Source organism: Sphingomonas sp. PL-96, assembly GCF_020707215.1.
Taxonomy (GTDB): domain Bacteria; phylum Pseudomonadota; class Alphaproteobacteria; order Sphingomonadales; family Sphingomonadaceae; genus Sphingomonas.
The window spans coordinates 279,870-296,042 of record NZ_JAJFET010000001.1; the positions used below are offsets into that span (position 1 = coordinate 279,870).

General features: G+C 69.9%; 15 protein-coding genes. All 15 read left to right on the forward strand.

All coding sequences use genetic code 11. The features are described 5' to 3' along the window. Positions 1–338: 338 nt before the first annotated feature. Genes LK533_RS17895 through LK533_RS01310 form a run of 15 tightly spaced genes read left to right on the forward strand, consistent with a single transcriptional unit; the run spans position 339 to position 16,169 of the window. Positions 339–821: a division/cell wall cluster transcriptional repressor MraZ gene (locus LK533_RS17895; protein WP_229360836.1), complete on the forward strand. Its 483-nt coding sequence runs from the start codon at positions 339–341 to the stop codon at positions 819–821. Beyond that, positions 818–1,765 (forward strand): 16S rRNA (cytosine(1402)-N(4))-methyltransferase RsmH, encoded by a 948-nt coding sequence (gene rsmH, locus LK533_RS01245; protein ID WP_229360842.1) that lies wholly within the window; start codon positions 818–820, stop codon positions 1,763–1,765. The genes LK533_RS17895 and rsmH overlap by 4 nt, the downstream gene beginning before the upstream one ends. After that, positions 1,765–2,472 (forward strand): hypothetical protein, encoded by a 708-nt coding sequence (locus LK533_RS01250; RefSeq protein ID WP_229360844.1) that lies wholly within the window; start codon positions 1,765–1,767, stop codon positions 2,470–2,472. Before rsmH ends, LK533_RS01250 begins: the two co-directional genes overlap by 1 nt. 20 nt (positions 2,473–2,492) lie before the next feature. After that, positions 2,493–4,178, forward strand: a complete 1,686-nt coding sequence (locus LK533_RS01255) for a peptidoglycan D,D-transpeptidase FtsI family protein (RefSeq protein ID WP_267495141.1) — start codon at positions 2,493–2,495, stop codon at positions 4,176–4,178. Beyond that, on the forward strand, positions 4,175–5,596 hold the full coding sequence (locus LK533_RS01260; RefSeq protein WP_229360848.1) for a UDP-N-acetylmuramoyl-L-alanyl-D-glutamate--2,6-diaminopimelate ligase: 1,422 nt from the start codon (positions 4,175–4,177) through the stop codon (positions 5,594–5,596). The genes LK533_RS01255 and LK533_RS01260 overlap by 4 nt, the downstream gene beginning before the upstream one ends. After that, positions 5,593–6,963, forward strand: a complete 1,371-nt coding sequence (locus tag LK533_RS01265; protein WP_229360851.1) for a UDP-N-acetylmuramoyl-tripeptide--D-alanyl-D-alanine ligase — start codon at positions 5,593–5,595, stop codon at positions 6,961–6,963. The genes LK533_RS01260 and LK533_RS01265 overlap by 4 nt, the downstream gene beginning before the upstream one ends. Continuing rightward, complete coding sequence (gene mraY / locus LK533_RS01270; RefSeq protein ID WP_229360853.1) at positions 6,963–8,033, forward strand: phospho-N-acetylmuramoyl-pentapeptide-transferase; 1,071 nt, start codon at positions 6,963–6,965, stop codon at positions 8,031–8,033. Before LK533_RS01265 ends, mraY begins: the two co-directional genes overlap by 1 nt. Further along, the gene (murD, locus tag LK533_RS01275) at positions 8,030–9,319 is read left to right on the forward strand and encodes a UDP-N-acetylmuramoyl-L-alanine--D-glutamate ligase (protein ID WP_229360854.1); all 1,290 of its coding nucleotides are present in this window, start codon (positions 8,030–8,032) and stop codon (positions 9,317–9,319) included. The genes mraY and murD overlap by 4 nt, the downstream gene beginning before the upstream one ends. Then, positions 9,316–10,545 (forward strand): FtsW/RodA/SpoVE family cell cycle protein, encoded by a 1,230-nt coding sequence (locus LK533_RS01280; protein WP_229360856.1) that lies wholly within the window; start codon positions 9,316–9,318, stop codon positions 10,543–10,545. The genes murD and LK533_RS01280 overlap by 4 nt, the downstream gene beginning before the upstream one ends. Further along, entirely contained in the window at positions 10,545–11,699 is a 1,155-nt protein-coding gene (murG, locus tag LK533_RS01285) for an undecaprenyldiphospho-muramoylpentapeptide beta-N-acetylglucosaminyltransferase (protein ID WP_229360858.1), read from the forward strand. Before LK533_RS01280 ends, murG begins: the two co-directional genes overlap by 1 nt. Continuing rightward, positions 11,696–13,123 carry a UDP-N-acetylmuramate--L-alanine ligase gene (murC, locus tag LK533_RS01290; RefSeq protein ID WP_229360860.1) on the forward strand — a complete coding sequence of 476 codons (1,428 nt, stop codon included), beginning with the start codon at positions 11,696–11,698 and terminating at the stop codon, positions 13,121–13,123. Before murG ends, murC begins: the two co-directional genes overlap by 4 nt. Continuing rightward, the gene (locus LK533_RS01295; RefSeq protein ID WP_229360861.1) at positions 13,120–13,317 is read left to right on the forward strand and encodes a hypothetical protein; all 198 of its coding nucleotides are present in this window, start codon (positions 13,120–13,122) and stop codon (positions 13,315–13,317) included. Before murC ends, LK533_RS01295 begins: the two co-directional genes overlap by 4 nt. Continuing rightward, positions 13,314–14,225 (forward strand): UDP-N-acetylmuramate dehydrogenase, encoded by a 912-nt coding sequence (gene murB / locus LK533_RS01300; protein WP_229360863.1) that lies wholly within the window; start codon positions 13,314–13,316, stop codon positions 14,223–14,225. Before LK533_RS01295 ends, murB begins: the two co-directional genes overlap by 4 nt. A gap of 31 nt (positions 14,226–14,256) precedes the next feature. After that, positions 14,257–15,198, forward strand: coding sequence for a D-alanine--D-alanine ligase (locus LK533_RS01305; RefSeq protein ID WP_229360864.1), 942 nt, complete (start codon positions 14,257–14,259; stop codon positions 15,196–15,198). Next, the gene (locus LK533_RS01310) at positions 15,195–16,169 is read left to right on the forward strand and encodes a cell division protein FtsQ/DivIB (RefSeq protein WP_229360866.1); all 975 of its coding nucleotides are present in this window, start codon (positions 15,195–15,197) and stop codon (positions 16,167–16,169) included. The genes LK533_RS01305 and LK533_RS01310 overlap by 4 nt, the downstream gene beginning before the upstream one ends. Positions 16,170–16,173: the final 4 nt, after the last annotated feature.

Genomic DNA, 16,173 nt, shown 5'->3' on the forward strand with positions numbered 1-16,173 from the left:
CTGACCGACCGGTGATACCGACGCGTCCCGGCGAGGGGCGCGCGGCTTGCGCGTGCACGCCTTTTCCGGCGGCTTCTCCCATCTCCTCCCACGATCCCGCCGCTCGCTCGCGGGCAGTTTTTGGCTGCCTGGGTGGGACCGTATCAGGCAGTGTGAGAAAAAGTGGCGGCAAATCCCATTCTCACCCAGGTTAGCCCATTGTGGGCCAAAGATGGATTTGGTACGACCAAGGCATCGAGGGGGCAGCACCTCCTCCGCGAAGCCGAAGCGCGACTGGCAAGCGCCAGCATCGTGAGGACAGCGGGGAAGGCGACGCTGCGCGGCCGAACTGGGGCAGCGTGTCAGACCGAGAACTCTATCTGAGCTACGGGCTGCAAGCGGTGGACGCCAAAGGGCGTGTCGCTGTTCCTGCCAAGCTGCGCGGCGCGCTGGAGCGCAATGCGGAGGCACGCGATCTCCTGATCGCGCGCGACACGCAGCACGGCTGTCTGGTCGGGTTCGACGTCAGCTGGCCCCGCATCCTGCACGCGCGCCTCGACCCGCGCGAGCTGGCGACCGAAGATAGCGGGGAGCAGGTGGACTATAACGTGGCGGGCAATGCGTTCGGCAACCTGGAATCGGCGCCGTTCGACAGCGCCGGCCGCTTCGTGCTGCCCACCTTCTTTCGCCGCCGTGCCAAGATCGACAAATGGGCGTTCTTCCACGGCCGCGGCAACACGTTCAACATCTGGGATCCCGAACGTCTGCTGGCCGACACGAGCATCGCCGAGGAAACGCGCGAGCTCGTCGAGTTCTGCATGGAAGAGAAGGGGCTGCGATGAGCGACGCCCCCCACATCCCCGTGCTGCTGGACGAGGTGCTCGACGGCCTCGCGATCGAGACCGGTGAAGTCCACGTCGATGCCACCTTCGGTGCCGGCGGCTACACGCGTGCCATGCTCGGCCGGGGCGCCCGAGTGATCGCGTTCGATCGCGATCCCGATGCGGTGGCCAATGCGGCGCCGACCCTTGCCGAGGCGGGCGAGCGGCTGACGCTGGTCGAGGCACCGTTCTCCTCGATGGCCTCGGCGCTGGCGGATCTGGGCGCCGTGCCGGTCGACGGCGTGACGTTGGACATCGGCGTCTCCTCCATGCAGCTCGACCAGGCGGAGCGCGGCTTCTCGTTCCAGGCGGACGGCCCGCTCGACATGCGGATGAGCCAGTCGGGGCCCACTGCTGCCGACATCGTCAACACCGCGGACGAAGCCGAGATCGCCGACGTGCTCTATCACTATGGCGAGGAGCCGCGCTCGCGCCGGGTGGCGCGCGCGATCGTCGAGGCGCGGCCGATCACCCGCACGGCGGAGCTGGCGGCGATCGTGCGCCGCGCGCTCGGCCACAAGCCGCACGAGAAGAAGGACCCGGCGACCCGCACCTTCCAGGCGCTGCGCATCCACCTGAACGCGGAGCTCGACGAGCTCGAGCGCGGGCTGGAAGCGGCAGAGCGCGTGCTGAAGCCGGGCGGTCGCCTTGCGGTCGTGACCTTCCACAGCCTGGAGGATCGCATCGTCAAGCGCTTCCTGCGCGAGCGCAGCGGCAGCACGCCTTCGGCATCGCGGCACATGCCTGCCCAGGCGGCGGGCCGCGCGCCCAGCTTCGAAACCCCTGCCAAGCCGGTGCGCGCCGGCGAGGCGGAGCTCGCGCGCAACCCGCGCGCACGATCGGCAACATTGCGAACCGCCCGGCGTACGGCCGCCGCGGCATGGACAGAGGCAGGAGTGAAGTGATGGCAGCGTTCGGGTTCAAGACACTCGGCTGGTGCCTGTGCGTCGCGGTCGTGGCGCCCGCCTTCTACCTCGTCACCTCGCAGGTGGCCGCCGAGCGCAGCCGGGTCGAATCGGTGGAGCGCGCGATCGTGAAGGCTCGCGCCGACATCCGCGTGCTGGAGACGGAGTTCGACACCCGCGCCAACCTCGCCCAGCTTGAGCGCTGGAACGGTGACGTCCTCTCGCTCGCGGCGCCGCGCGCGGAGCAGTTCGTCGGCGGCGAGGCGATGCTGGCGCAGCTGCCGGGGCGCAAGCCCGGCGAGGATGTCCAGTTCGCCTCCTATGTGGTGCCCAGCGCCCCGGTGGTGCTGACCGCCGCCGCCATGGCAAAGGCAGAGGCCGATGCGGCTGCCGCAAAGGCGGTTGCGGCCGAAGCGGTGACCGCCCGTGCGCCGGTCGCGACCGCCAGCGCCGCGCCTGCTGCGGCCGCACCCCGCAAGCCGACGGCTGCCGCGCCGGTCGCGGTCGCCAGCAAGGCACCGGCACCGCGCAAGCCCATGGCTGCGCCGGTCCGCACCGCGGACGCCACCACGGTCAAGGCCCGCCCGACCCGCCCGGCCGAACGCAAGGCGCAGGCGGTGGCGATGCTCGACCAGACGCTGTTGAGCGACCGCACCCTGCGCGATCTCGCGCGCGGTGCCCGGTCGGAGGCGGTGAAGAACCGGTGATCGTCGTCGTCGCGCCCCCGATGACTCAGCGCCAGGGTGATGGCGGCCGGCATTCGCTGGTCGCCATTGCGCATGTGCGGCTGATGATCGTGTTGCTGCTGTTTGCAGCGGGCATGGCGATGATCCTCCTGCGGCTCGGTGCGCTGGCGATCTCGACGTCGCCGGCCTCTTCGCGCGATGCCGCGGCGGCGCTGGTGCCGCTCCGCGCCGACCTGGTCGATCGCAACGGCGCGCCGCTTGCGCGCACCATCGATGCCTGGTCGGTCGCGGTCCAGCCGAACAAGGTGATCGGCGACAAGGCGATGCTCGCCGAACAGCTCGCGGCCGTCCTGCCCGAGCATGATGCGGCCTATTACCGCCGCATCCTGGCGAGTGATTCCACCTTCCGCTATCTCCGCCGCCGCGCGCTGCCCGAGGTGGTGGGGCAGGTGAATGCGCTTGGCGAGCCGGGCATCGTCTTTGCGCGCGAGCCGGAGCGGCTCTACCCGCAATCGACACTTGCCGCCCATGCGCTGGGCTATCTCGACATGGATGGTCGCGGCATGCGCGGCATGGAGCGTTACCTGGACACGCGCCTGACCGATCCGGGCGAACGTGGGAAGCCGGTGGCGCTGTCGCTGGACGTGCGCGTCCAGGCGGCGCTGGAGAGCGAACTCAGCCAGGCGATGGCGCGCTTCCAGGCGGTCGGCGCCGCGGGCGTCATCCTGGACGTGGACTCGGGCGAGGTGATGGCGATGACCTCGCTGCCGACCTTCAACCCCAACAAGGTGACGAGCGGCGGGTCCGAGCTCAACATCCCGACCCAGGGCGTCTACGAACTCGGCTCGACCTTCAAGCCACTGACGGTCGCCGCCGCGATCGAGACCGGCGTCGCCAGCTCGATGAGCAAGCGCTACGACGCGACCGTGCCCTTGCAGGTCGGCCGCTTCCGTATCCACGACGACCACGCCGAGCGGCGCTGGCTCAATATCCCCGAGACGCTGGTCCATTCGTCCAACATCGCCACGGCACGCATCGCCGACGAGATGGGCGAGGCGCGAATGCGGGCGCTGTTTCGCAGCCTGGGGTTCGACACGCCGCCCAGCATCGAGATCGAGAAGGCACGCCCGATCTGGCCGACCTTCTGGGCGCGCACCACGACCATGACCTCCGCCTATGGCCATGGCATCGCGGTGACGCCGCTGCACCTCGCAACCGCCTATGCGACGATGGTGAACGGCGGCATCTGGCGCCCGGCGACGCTGCTGAAGCGCGAGCGCGGCCATGTACCCAAGGGACGCCGCGTGTTCAGCGAGGCGACCAGCGCCCGCATGCGCCAGCTGCTGCGGCTGGTGGTGCTGGAAGGCACCGGCCGGCGTGGCGAGGCCCCGGGCTTCCGGGTCGGGGCAAAGACCGGCACCGCCGAGCGCGTCAGCGGCGGCGGCTATTCCAAGAAGGTCAACGTCTCGACCTTTGCGGCGGTCTTTCCGATGGACCACCCACGCTATGTGGTGATCGCAATGCTGGACTCGCCTAAAGGGACGAAGGAAACCTATGGCTTCACCAGCGCCGCCTGGACGGCGGCACCGGTGGCGTCGCGGGTGATCAGCCGCACCGGGCCGCTGTTGGGCGTGATCCCGGATGCGCGGGCGGACGTGGATACGGCCGAGGTGCGGGGGCTGCTCTGGCACCCGGCTGGCCAGGACAAGAGTGCGGGGCCGGAATGAAGTTGGGAACACTCCTCGGCACCGAAGGCGGCGCGGCCGTTACCGGCTTCGCGATCGACCATCGCAAGGTCGCGCCCGGCACCATCTTTGGCGCGTTCGAAGGCGCGACAGTGAATGGCGAGGATTTCATTCCCGCCGCCATCGCCGCTGGCGCGATTGCCGTCGTCGCGCGGCCCGAAGCGGTGGTGGAGGGCGCGGTGCACATCGCGGATCGCAGCCCGCGCGAGCGCTTTGCCCGGCTCGCCACGGCCTTTTTCGCGCCGTTCCCGCAGACGGCGGTGGCGGTCACCGGCACCAACGGCAAGACCTCGACCGTCGAGCTTACCCGCCAGCTGTGGCGGATGCAGGGGCATCATGCCGCCTCCATCGGGACGCTGGGCGTCACCACCGCCGACGACCGGGTCTCGACCGGGCTCACCACGCCCGACGTCGTCACCTTCCTCTCCAACGTCGCCGGGCTGGCGCGCGAGGGCGTGACTCACGTGGCGTTCGAGGCGTCGAGCCACGGCCTGTCGCAGTATCGGACCGAGGGCCTGCCGGTGCGTGCGGCCGCCTTCACCAACCTCAGCCGCGACCATCTCGACTATCATGGCGACATGGCGACCTATTTCACCGCCAAGCTGCGGCTCTTCTCGGAAGTGCTGGAGCCGGATGGCGCGGCGGTGATCTGGGTCGATGATCCCCATGCCGACCGGGTGATCGACCTGGCGCGGATGCGGGGCAACCGGCTGCTGACGGTTGGCGAGCACGGCGAGACGCTGCGCCTGACGGCACGCGAGCCGACGCTGCTGGGACAGGCGCTGACGATCGAAGCGGAAGGGGCGGTCCACAAGGTCAACCTGCCGCTGATCGGCGCCTACCAGGCCGCCAATGCGCTGACCGCCGCCGGGCTGGTGCTGGCGACCGGCGGCGAGCTTACGGCGACGCTTGCCGGCCTGTCGCGACTGCAGCCGGTTCGCGGCCGGCTGGAGCGCGCGGTCATCACCCGCAGCGGTGCTCCGGTCTATGTCGATTATGCGCACACCCCCGACGCGCTGGAGGCGGCGATTGCGGCGCTGAAGCCCCATGCCGCGGGCCGGCTGATCGTCGTGTTCGGCGCTGGCGGCGACCGCGACACGGGCAAGCGCAAGCCGATGGGTGCGGCCGCCGCCGCTGGTGCCGACCTGGTCATCGTTACTGACGACAATCCCCGCAGCGAGGATCCGGCGCTGATCCGCCGCCAGGTGCTCGAAGGAGCTCCGGACGCGCGCGAGATCGGCGGCCGCCGCGACGCGATCGCCGCCGCCATCGCGGAGGCGGGACCTGAGGACATCGTGCTGCTCGCCGGCAAGGGGCATGAACAGGGGCAGATCGTCGGGGATCTGGTGCTGCCGTTCGACGATGTCGCGGTGGCACGGGAGTGTGCGGGGACGGCATGATACCCTTGTGGACCTCAGCCGAGATCGCGGCTGCCACCGGCGGCACCGCCTCGACCGACTTTGCCGCGAACGGCGTCACCTTCGACTCGCGCGAAGTGGGGGCCGATGACCTGTTCGTCGCCCTGAGCGGCGAGGCGACCGACGGCCACCGCTTCCTGGACGGCGCCTTTGCGCGGGGCGCGGCCGGCGCGCTGGTCTCGGCCGAGACGCCGCACCCGAGCGTCCGCGTGGAGGACACCATGGCCGGGCTCGTGGCGCTCGCCCGTGCCGCGCGCGCCCGTACGGACGCGACGGTGATCGGCGTCACCGGCTCGGTCGGCAAGACCGGCACCAAGGAGGCGCTGTTCGCAGCGCTCGACCGCGGCGCGGCCGGAAGCGCGCACCGCTCGGTCAAGAGCTACAACAACCACACGGGCGTGCCGCTGAGCCTCGCGCGCATGCCGGCCGCCACTCGTTTTGGCGTGTTCGAAATGGGGATGAACCACGCCGGCGAACTGGCGGCGCTCACCCGCATCGTGCGCCCGCACATCGCGGTCGTCACCACCATCGCCCCCGCGCACACCGCCTTCTTCCCCTCCGAAGCCGCGATCGCGGATGCCAAGGGCGAAATCTTCCAGGGCCTGGAGCCCGGCGGCACCGCCATCATCCCCTTCGACAGCCCGCATCTGGATCGCCTGATCGCCGCGGCTCGCCCGCATGCCGGCCGGATCGTCACCTTTGGCCTGGGCGAAGGCGCGGATGTGCGTGCGGTCGAACATGTCGCGATCGGCACCGGCGGCACCTTCATCATCGCACAGCTGGGCGAGCGGGAGCTGAGCTTCACCCTCGCACCCCCCGGCGTGCACTGGGTCGCGAATGCGATGGCGGTGCTCGCGGCGGTGGATGCAGCGGGCGGCGACCTCGCCCAGGCGGGGCTCGCGCTTGCCGAGCTGCCGGGCCTGCCGGGCCGCGGCGCCCGCACCGAAATCGCGGCCGGCGAGGGCAGCGCGCTGCTGATCGACGAGAGCTACAACGCCAACCCTGCCTCGATGCGCGCGACGCTCAAGGTGCTGGCCGAGGAGCCGGGCCGCAAGCTCGCGGTGCTCGGCGAAATGCGCGAGCTGGGCGAAGCGAGCGACCGGTTTCACGCGGAGCTTGCCGGGCCGCTCGGCGAAGCGGGCGTTTCCCAGGCCATATTGGTGGGCGCAGGCATGGCGCCGCTCGCGGAAGCGCTTGAGGGCAGGATGGAATTCGTCCATGTGCCCGACGCCGCCGCCGCGCGCGACCGCCTCCGGGCGCTGCTCGCGCCGGGCGATGCGGTTCTCGTCAAGGGCTCGAATGGGGTGGGGCTGGCGGCCGTGGTTGCGGCGCTGGCGGAAAGAGGCTGATGCTGTATCTGATCGCCGAGGCGCTGGGCTTTCCGGGCGTCCTCAACCTCGTTCGCTATCTGAGCTTCCGCAGCGGCGGTGCCGTCGCGACGGCGCTGTTCCTGGGCCTGATCATCGGCCCCTGGTTCATCGGTTGGCTGCGCGTCCGCCAGGGCAAGGGGCAGCCGATCCGCACCGACGGGCCGCAGACCCATCTCGCCAAGGTCGGCACGCCCACCATGGGCGGCCTGATGATCCTGACGTCCATGACGCTGTCGATCCTGTTGTGGATGGACCTGCGCAACCCGTTTGTCTGGGCCTGCCTGTTCGTCACCCTGGGCTTCGGCGCGATCGGGTTCCTCGACGACTATGACAAGGTGCGCAAGGCGAGCACCGCGGGCGTGCCCGGCCGGGTCCGCCTGCTGCTGGAATTCGTGATCGCCGGCATCGCCAGCTGGCTGATCATCCGGGAAACCGGCACCCAGCTCTACGTGCCCTTCTTCTCCAACGTCGCGATCGACCTGGGGCCGTTCTACGTGGTCTTCGCCGCCTTTACGATCGTGTCGTTCGGCAATGCGGTGAACCTGACCGACGGTCTGGATGGCCTCGCGACCATGCCGGTCATCATCGCCTCGGTCGCCTTCATGGTGATCGCCTATCTGGCCGGTAACGCGAAGTTCGCCGCCTATCTGGGCATCCCCTATGTCGCGGGAGCGGGCGAACTCGCACTCCTGTGCGGCGCGATTGCCGGGGCAGGGCTCGCCTTCCTGTGGTTCAACGCGCCGCCGGCCGCCGTCTTCATGGGCGACACCGGCAGCCTGGCGCTTGGCGGCGCGCTCGGCGCCATTGCCGTCACCGCGCATCACGAGATCGTGCTCGGCATCATCGGCGGGCTGTTCGTCGTCGAGGCGCTGAGCGTCATCATCCAGGTGTTCTTCTACAAGCGCACCGGCAAGCGGGTGTTCAAGATGGCGCCGATCCACCATCATTTCGAACAGCTCGGCTGGGCGGAGGCGACGGTGGTGATCCGCTTCTGGATCGTGGCGCTGGTGCTGGCACTGGCCGGCCTGTCGACGTTGAAGCTGCGATGATCGTCGCGGGCGGCTGGTCCGGCAGGCGCTATGCGGTGCTGGGGCTTGCACGCTCCGGCATCGCCACGGTGAACGCGCTGGTCGCGGGCGGCGCACACGTCACGGCCTGGGACAGCGACCCCGCGCGCCGTGATGCCGTGACGGGCGCGACGTTCGCCGACCCGCTGGAGATCGACCTCGCCGGCTTCGATGGTGTCGTCGTCTCGCCGGGCGTGCCGCTCAACACCCATCCGATCGCCGAGCGCGCACGCAAAGCCGGCGTGCCGGTGCTGGGTGACATCGAGCTGTTCGCACAAGCGCGCGCGGACCTGCCGCCGCATCGTGTCGTCGGCATCACCGGCACCAACGGCAAGTCGACCACGACGGCGCTGATCCACCACATCATCCAGACCGCCGGTGTGCCCACCCTGATGGGCGGCAACATCGGCCTGCCGATCCTGGAACAGCAGCCGCTGCCCCCTGGCGGCGTCTATGTGCTCGAGCTGTCGAGCTACCAGATCGACCTCACCACCACGCTCGACTGCGACGTGGCGGTGCTGCTCAACATCACCCCCGACCACCTCGACCGCTACGACGGCTTCGACGCCTATGCCGCATCCAAGGCACGGCTGTTCGCGATGCAGACGTCCGGCCATGCCGCCGTCATCGGGATCGGTGACACGCCCTCGGCGCTGATCGCGCGCCAGGTGGCGCAGTCCGGCCGCAGCGCCGACCTGACCAAGATCGCACCCGGCGTTTGCATGGACCAGTCGCGCTGGCCGTCGCTGCAGGGGCCGCACAATGCCCAGAACGCACTCGCCGCGATCGCCGCATGCGAGGCGCTGGGCATCGACAATGCCGCGATCGACGCCGGTCTCGCGAGCTTTTCGGGGCTGCCCCACCGCATGCAGCGGGTGGGGGAGGTGAACGGCGTCGCCTTCATCGACGACAGCAAGGCGACCAATCCGGAGTCCGTCGCGCCCGCGCTCGCCGCCTTCCCGCGCGTCCACTGGATCCTCGGCGGCAAGCCCAAGGGGGATGACCTCGACGCCTGCCGTCCCGGCTTTGCCCATGTCGTGCGCGCCTATACGATCGGTGAGGCCGGCCCGCGCTTTGCCGAGCTTCTGGCGCCCGAGTTGCCGGTCGAGGAAGCCGGGACGGTCGACGCCGCCGTCCGCGCCGCCGCTGCCCGCGCCAAGCCGGGCGAGGTGGTGCTGCTGTCGCCGGCCTGTGCCTCGTTCGACCAGTTCAGCGACTATGCCGAGCGCGGCCGCGCCTTCGCGCGGGCGGTGGAGGACCTGCGATGACCGATGTTGCGCGTGCCGACTCCCTGCGGGCCGATCCGATCCGCGAGCGCGTGCAGCGCCACGTCGGCCGCGGCACCCGCTCGCCGATCGGCCTGTGGTTCCGCGACATTGACCGGGTGCTGCTGCTGATCGCGATGCTGCTGATCGCGCTCGGCCTGGTAGCCGTCGCCGCGGCGAGCCCCGCCACGGCGGTGCGCTATTCAAGCAGCGCGGTAAAAATTCCGACCATGGCCTATTTCTGGCGGCAGGCGCTGTGGGTGGTGCTGTCCTTTCCGGTGATGATCGGCGTGTCGATGTTGCCCGCGACCGCCGCGCGCCGCTTTGCGCTGGGCGGCGCAGCGCTGTTCCTGCTGCTCTTGATGGCAACGCCGCTGATCGGGGTGGAGATCAACGGCGCGCGGCGCTGGATCGGTCTGGGCATCAGCCAGTTCCAGCCGTCCGAGTTCCTGAAACCGCTGTTCATCGTCACCACGGCCTGGATCCTGTCGTTCCGGGCGAAGGACCCGCACCTCCCCGTCGTGCCGATCACTGGCGCGCTGACCGCGGTGGTGGGCGCCGTGCTGATGCTCCAACCGGATTTCGGCCAAACGATCATCTTCGGCTCGGTGTGGCTGACGCTGCTGATGATCGCCGGCATTTCCACGCGCATCATGGCGCTGCTCGGCGCGATCGGCGTGGGCGGAGTGGTGTCGGCTTATGTCTTCTATGACACCGCCCGCATCCGCATCGACAGCTTCCTGTTTCCCGATCCCAATGCGGTCCATACCGACAGCTATCAGACCGATATGGCGCATGCGGTGCTGACCGCCGGCGGGATCACCGGCACGGGACCGGGCGGCGGCCGCATCAAGTTCAAGCTGCCGGAAGCGCACACCGACTATATCTATGCCGTGGTGGGCGAGGAGTTCGGGCTGATCGCCTGCGCCGCGATCGCGCTCCTGTTCCTCGCGCTGGTGGTGCGCGTGTTCGTGCGGCTGCTGGACGAGGAAGATGCCTTTCGCCTGCTCGCGGCCGCAGGCCTTGCCGTGCAGTTCGGGCTGCAGGCCATGATCAACATGGCGGTGAACACCGGCATTGCGCCGTCCAAGGGCATGACCCTGCCGTTCATCAGCTATGGCGGCTCGTCGATGATCGCGCTGTCGATCGGCATGGGACTGCTGCTCGCTTTCACGCGCCGGAACCCGTATCTGACGCGATCCCCTTACGGTACCCGGTGGAACGGTTGATGCGCGGTTCGAAACATTATGTCCTGGCAGCTGGCGGCACGGGCGGCCACATGGTCCCCGCAGCCGCCCTTGCGACGGAGCTGACCGCGCGCGGCCATCGCGTAGCACTGGTCAGCGACGAGCGCGGCGTGCGCTTTCCCGACCTGTTCGAGGATGTGCAGACCCATGTCCTTCCCGCTGGCCGCCTGCAGGGCGGGCCGATGGGCTGGCTGCGCGCCGGGCGGCAGATGCTGGCCGGCCGCGCAATGGCGATGGCGCTGTACGAGACGTTTCAGCCGTCGGCGGTGATCGGCTTTGGCGGTTATCCCGCGCTTCCCGCGCTGCTGGCGGCCTTCGCGCGCAAGGTGCCGACCGTGATCCACGAGCAGAACGCCGTGCTCGGCCGCGTCAACCGGCTGGTCGCCGGGCGAGTGGGCGCGATCGCCACCTCGTACGAAGACGTGCAGCGGTTGAAGCCCGCCCATGCGATCAAGACGCATCTGGTCGGCAATCCGGTGCGTGAGTCCGTGCTGGCGCTGCGCGACCGTCCGTTCCCGACGCCGGAGGAAGACGGGCTGTTCCGCGTGCTCGTGACCGGCGGCAGCCAGGGCGCGAGCATCCTCAGCCAGGTGGTGCCCGACGGCCTCGCGCTGCTGCCGCTCCACTTCCGCCGCCGGCTGCAGGTGACGCACCAGGCGCGGATCGAGGACATCGACCGCGTGCGCGCCCAATATGCCGAGCACGGCATTCCGGCCGAGATCGCGACCTATCTGCCCGACCTGCCCGAGCGGCTGGCCTGGAGCCATGTCGTGATCGCCCGCGCTGGCGCCTCCACCATCGCAGAGCTCACCGCCGCCGGTCGCCCGGCGATCCTGGTGCCGCTGCCCAGCGCCACCGACGATCACCAGACCGCGAACGCACGCGAGATCACGCAGGCGGGCGGTGCTCGCACCGTCGCGCAGAGCGCGTTCACGCCCACCGAGCTCGCCAAGCAGATCCAGAAGCTGGGGCTCGAGCCGCAGGCGCTGGAGAATGCCGCCGGGCGTGCGCGCAGCTGCGGCCGCCCCTATGCGGTGCGCGACCTCGCCGATCTGGTCGAGAGCATCGACGCGACGCCGGCGCGCCCATCCAGCCGCTCGGCCAAGCCTGCGCCCGCGCGGGAGGCGCTGGCATGAAGGGCGTCGCCACCGACATCGGAACGATCCACTTCGTCGGCATCGGCGGCATCGGCATGTCCGGCATCGCGGAGGTGATGAAGAACCTGGGCTATCGCGTGCAGGGTTCCGACGTGGCCGAGGGCTATGTCGTGCAGGGCCTGCGAGACCGCGGCATCCCGGTGTCAATTGGCCACGTTGCCGCCAACCTGGGCGATGCGGCGGTGGTGGTCACCTCCACCGCGATCCAGCGCGGCAACCCGGAAGTGGAGGCAGCGCTTTCCCGGCGCGTGCCGGTGGTACGTCGGGCGGAAATGCTGGCCGAGCTGATGCGGCTGAAGTCGACCGTTGCGGTTGCCGGCACTCATGGCAAGACCACGACCACGTCGCTGATCGCGGCGCTGCTCGATGCCGGCGGCGTGGACCCGACCGTCATCAACGGCGGCATCATCAACGCCTATGGCTCCAACGCGCGTCTGGGCGCCAGCGACTGGATGGTGGTCGAGGCCGACGAGAGCGACGGCAGCTTCCTGCGGCTGGATGGCACCATCGCGGTCGTCACCAACATCGACCCCGAACACCTCGACCATTATGGCTCGTTCGACCGGGCCAAGGACGCCTATGTCGAGTTCGTCGAGAACGTACCCTTTTATGGCGCGGCGATCCTGTGCCTCGACCATCCGGAAGTGCAGGCGATCATTCCGCGCGTCCGCGACCGCCGTATCGTCACCTATGGCTTTGCGGCGCAGGCCGACGTGCAGGGCGTCAACATCGCCTCCAAGGACGGCTGCAACCGCTTCGACGCGGTGGTGCGGGAGCGCGATGGCAGCCAGCGCACCATCGCCGACATCGTCCTGCCGATGGCCGGCCGCCACAATGTCCAGAACGCGCTCGCCGCGGTCGCCGTGGCGATCGAGATGGGGATCGACGACGCCACCATCGCGAGCGGCTTTGGTGCGTTCGGGGGTGTGAAGCGTCGCTTCACCAAGGTCGGCACGGTGTCCGATCCGGCGATGACGATCATCGACGATTACGCGCATCATCCGGTCGAGATCCGCGCCGTGCTGTCGGCCGCGCGCGAAGCCTCGCCCGGGCGCGTGATCGCGGTCGTCCAGCCGCACCGCTATTCCCGGCTGGGCGCGCTGATGGATGAGTTCGCACAGGCCTTCAACGACGCCGACGCCGTCTATGCGCTGCCCGTCTATGCCGCCGGCGAGGCGCCGGTGGAGGGCGTGAGCGGCGAGGCGCTGGTCGAAGGCATCTGCCGCCGCGGGCATCGCTCCGCGCAGCCGGTCGACGACGCCGCGACGCTTGCGCAACTGCTCGCCGCCGATGCGCGGGAGGGCGACCTGATCGTCTGCCTGGGTGCGGGCGACATCACCAGGACCGCCGCCGGTCTTGCCGACTCAATCGGCGCGGCGCTCAAGGTGGAGCAGCCGGCATGAACGACTGGCTCTCCAGGGCGTCCGAGGCGCAGCGCGAGATCTTTCGCGCGCATGAGGCGCAGGTGGATGCGGTCGGACGCCTGCTGCACGGCGACCGTGACACCGAAGAACTGAAGGACGCGGGCCGTCGCGTGGCCGATGCGCAGTGGCGCGTGTGGCAGGCCTGGGCACGCCTGTGGGGCTGGACCAAGTGAGCGACGCGCGCCTCGACACTGCGTTGCCGCCGGTCGCGGGCAAGGTCGAGCCCAACGGCTCGCTCGCAGACTTCATCTGGTTCCGGACCGGCGGGCCGGCCGAATGGCTGGTGCGTCCCGACACGGTCGAGGCGCTGGCGGGGCTGCTCGCCGACCTTGATCCGCATGTGCCGGTGCTGCCGGTCGGGGTCGGCTCCAACCTGATCGTGCGCGACGGCGGCGTGCCGGGGGTGGTCGTCCGCCTGCCCAAGGCGATGGCGCGCGTGTCCGTCGAACCCGGCAATCGCGTGCGGGCAGGGGCCGGGGCGATGGGCATCACCGTCGCTTCGGCGGCGCGCGACGCGGGCATCGCCGGCCTTGAGTTCCTGCGCGGCATCCCCGGTACGATCGGCGGCGCGGCGCGCATGAACGCCGGCGCTTATGGCCGCGACACCAGCGACATCCTGGTCGAGGCCACCGTCGTCACGCGCGCCGGTGCGATCGAAACCTGGTCTGCCGAGCGGCTGGGCTACACCTATCGCCATTCCGAACTGCCGGCAGGCGCCGTGGTGGTCGAGGCGGTGTTCGCGGGCACGCCGGGCGACCCGGCCGCGATCGGCGCCGAGATGGACCGCATCGCCGCTGAGCGCGAAGCCTCCCAGCCGCTGCGCAGCCGCACCGGCGGCTCGACCTTCAAGAACCCGGACGGGCACAAGGCCTGGGCGCTGATCGACGCTGCCGGCTGCCGGGGCCTGCGCCGCGGCGACGCGCAGGTCAGCGAAAAGCACTGCAACTTCCTCCTTAATCTGGGGTCCGCCAGCAGCGCTGAGATCGAGGCGCTGGGCGAGGAAGTGCGCGCGCGCGTAAAGGCCCATTCCGGCGTCGAGCTGGAATGGGAGATCCAGCGCGTGGGGCGGGCGGAGCGATGAAGATGTTGGCCATGAGCCGTGGAGTGATCCTGTGACCGAGCGTACCCTCCACATCGCCGTGCTGATGGGCGGCTGGTCCTCCGAGCGTCCGGTATCGCTGATGTCGGGGGCTGGCGTTGCCGATGCGCTCGAATCGTTCGGCCACCGCGTCACCCGGATCGACATGGACCGCGACGTCGCGCTGCGCCTTGCGGAGGTGAAGCCCGATGTGGTGTTCAACGCGCTCCACGGCGCGCCGGGTGAAGACGGCACGGTGCAGGGCATGCTCGACCTGATGGGGCTGCCCTATACCCACTCGGGCCTCGCCACCTCGGTGATCGCGATCGACAAGCAACTGACCAAGCAGGCGCTGGTCCCGCACGGCATCCCGATGCCCGGCGGCCGCATCGTCGCCACCGAGGAGCTGTTCGAGCGCGATCCGCTGCCGCGGCCGTACGTGCTGAAACCGGTCAACGAAGGCTCGTCGGTCGGCGTCGCCATCGTCACGGACGAAGGCAACTATGGAAATCCCATCGCTCGCGAGGCGACCGGCCCCTGGCAGGAGTTCGACGAGTTGCTCGCCGAGCCGTTCATCCGTGGGCGGGAGCTCACGACGGCGGTGCTGGGCGACCGGGCGCTGGGCGTGACCGAGCTTCGCCCCAAGTCCGGCTTCTACGACTTCGACGCCAAGTACACCGAGGGCCTGACGGAGCACGTCTGCCCGGCCGAGATCCAGGACGAGATCGCCGAGGCGTGCAAGGCGATCGCGGTCGCCGCCCACCAGCGGCTCGGCTGCCGCGGCGCCTCGCGCTCCGACTTCCGCTGGGACGATAGCCAGGGCGTCGAGGGCCTGTTCCTGCTGGAGGTCAACACCCAGCCGGGGATGACCCCGCTCAGCCTGGTACCCGAGCAGGCGCGGGCGGTGGGCATGTCCTATCCGCAGCTGGTGCAGTGGATCGTCGATGAGGCGCTCGCTCACGGAGGCGCACGATGAGCCGGGCCAGCTCCCGGCGCCCGGCGCCCGCGCGGACGGTGAAGCCCAAGCGTCGCCCGCAGGCAAAGCGCCAGCGCCGCCCGTCGATCCTCGATCATGCCGTCGCCCGCATGCCCGGCGGCGAGGCGACCGTTCGCAAGGCCGCTGCCTGGGGCATCACCGCGGCCGTGGGCGGCGCCGCCATCGCACTTGCCGGCTGGCTCGGCGTCTTCGGGCTGGTCGGCACCGCCATGGCAGAGGGGGTCGGGAGTCTCGGCTTCCGTGTCGCGCAGATCGAGGTGACGGGCCTCAAGCGGATGGACGCGAACTCGGTTTATGCGGTGGCGCTGGACCAGCGTTCGCGCGCGATGCCGCTGGTGGACCTGAACGGCACCCGCGACCGGCTGCTTGAATATGGCTGGATCGCGGACGCGCGCGTTTCGCGGCGGCTGCCCGACACGCTGGTGATCGACGTGGTCGAGCGCGATCCCGCAGCCGTCTGGCAGAACAACGGCCAGCTGATGCTGATCGACCACAAGGGCGTGCTGCTGGACGAGGTGCCCGCCCACGCGATCCCGCGCCTGCCGCTGGTGATCGGCGAGGGGGCGAACGCGCAGGAGCCGGCCTATCAACGGCTGATCGCTGCCGCACCGGCGCTGCGCCCGATGGTGAAGGCCGCGACCTGGGTCGGCAATCGCCGCTGGGACCTGCTGTTCCAGTCGGGCGAGACGCTGGTGCTGCCCGAGGGTGAGCAGGCGGCGGCGAACGCGCTGGTCAAGTTCGCGCAGATGGACGGCACCATGGGTCTGCTTGGCAAGGGCTATGCCCGCTTCGATCTGCGGGATCCCAGCAAGCTGGTGGTGCGCATGGCGCCCGAAGCGGCAGCGCCGGCCGCAGGCGAGGGGGCACCCGGCAATGATGCGGCGCCGGCACCAGACGCGGGCAGCAACAAAACGGGCAGCGTCGATACGGGCGCACGCGGCGTCGTTTAGGGGG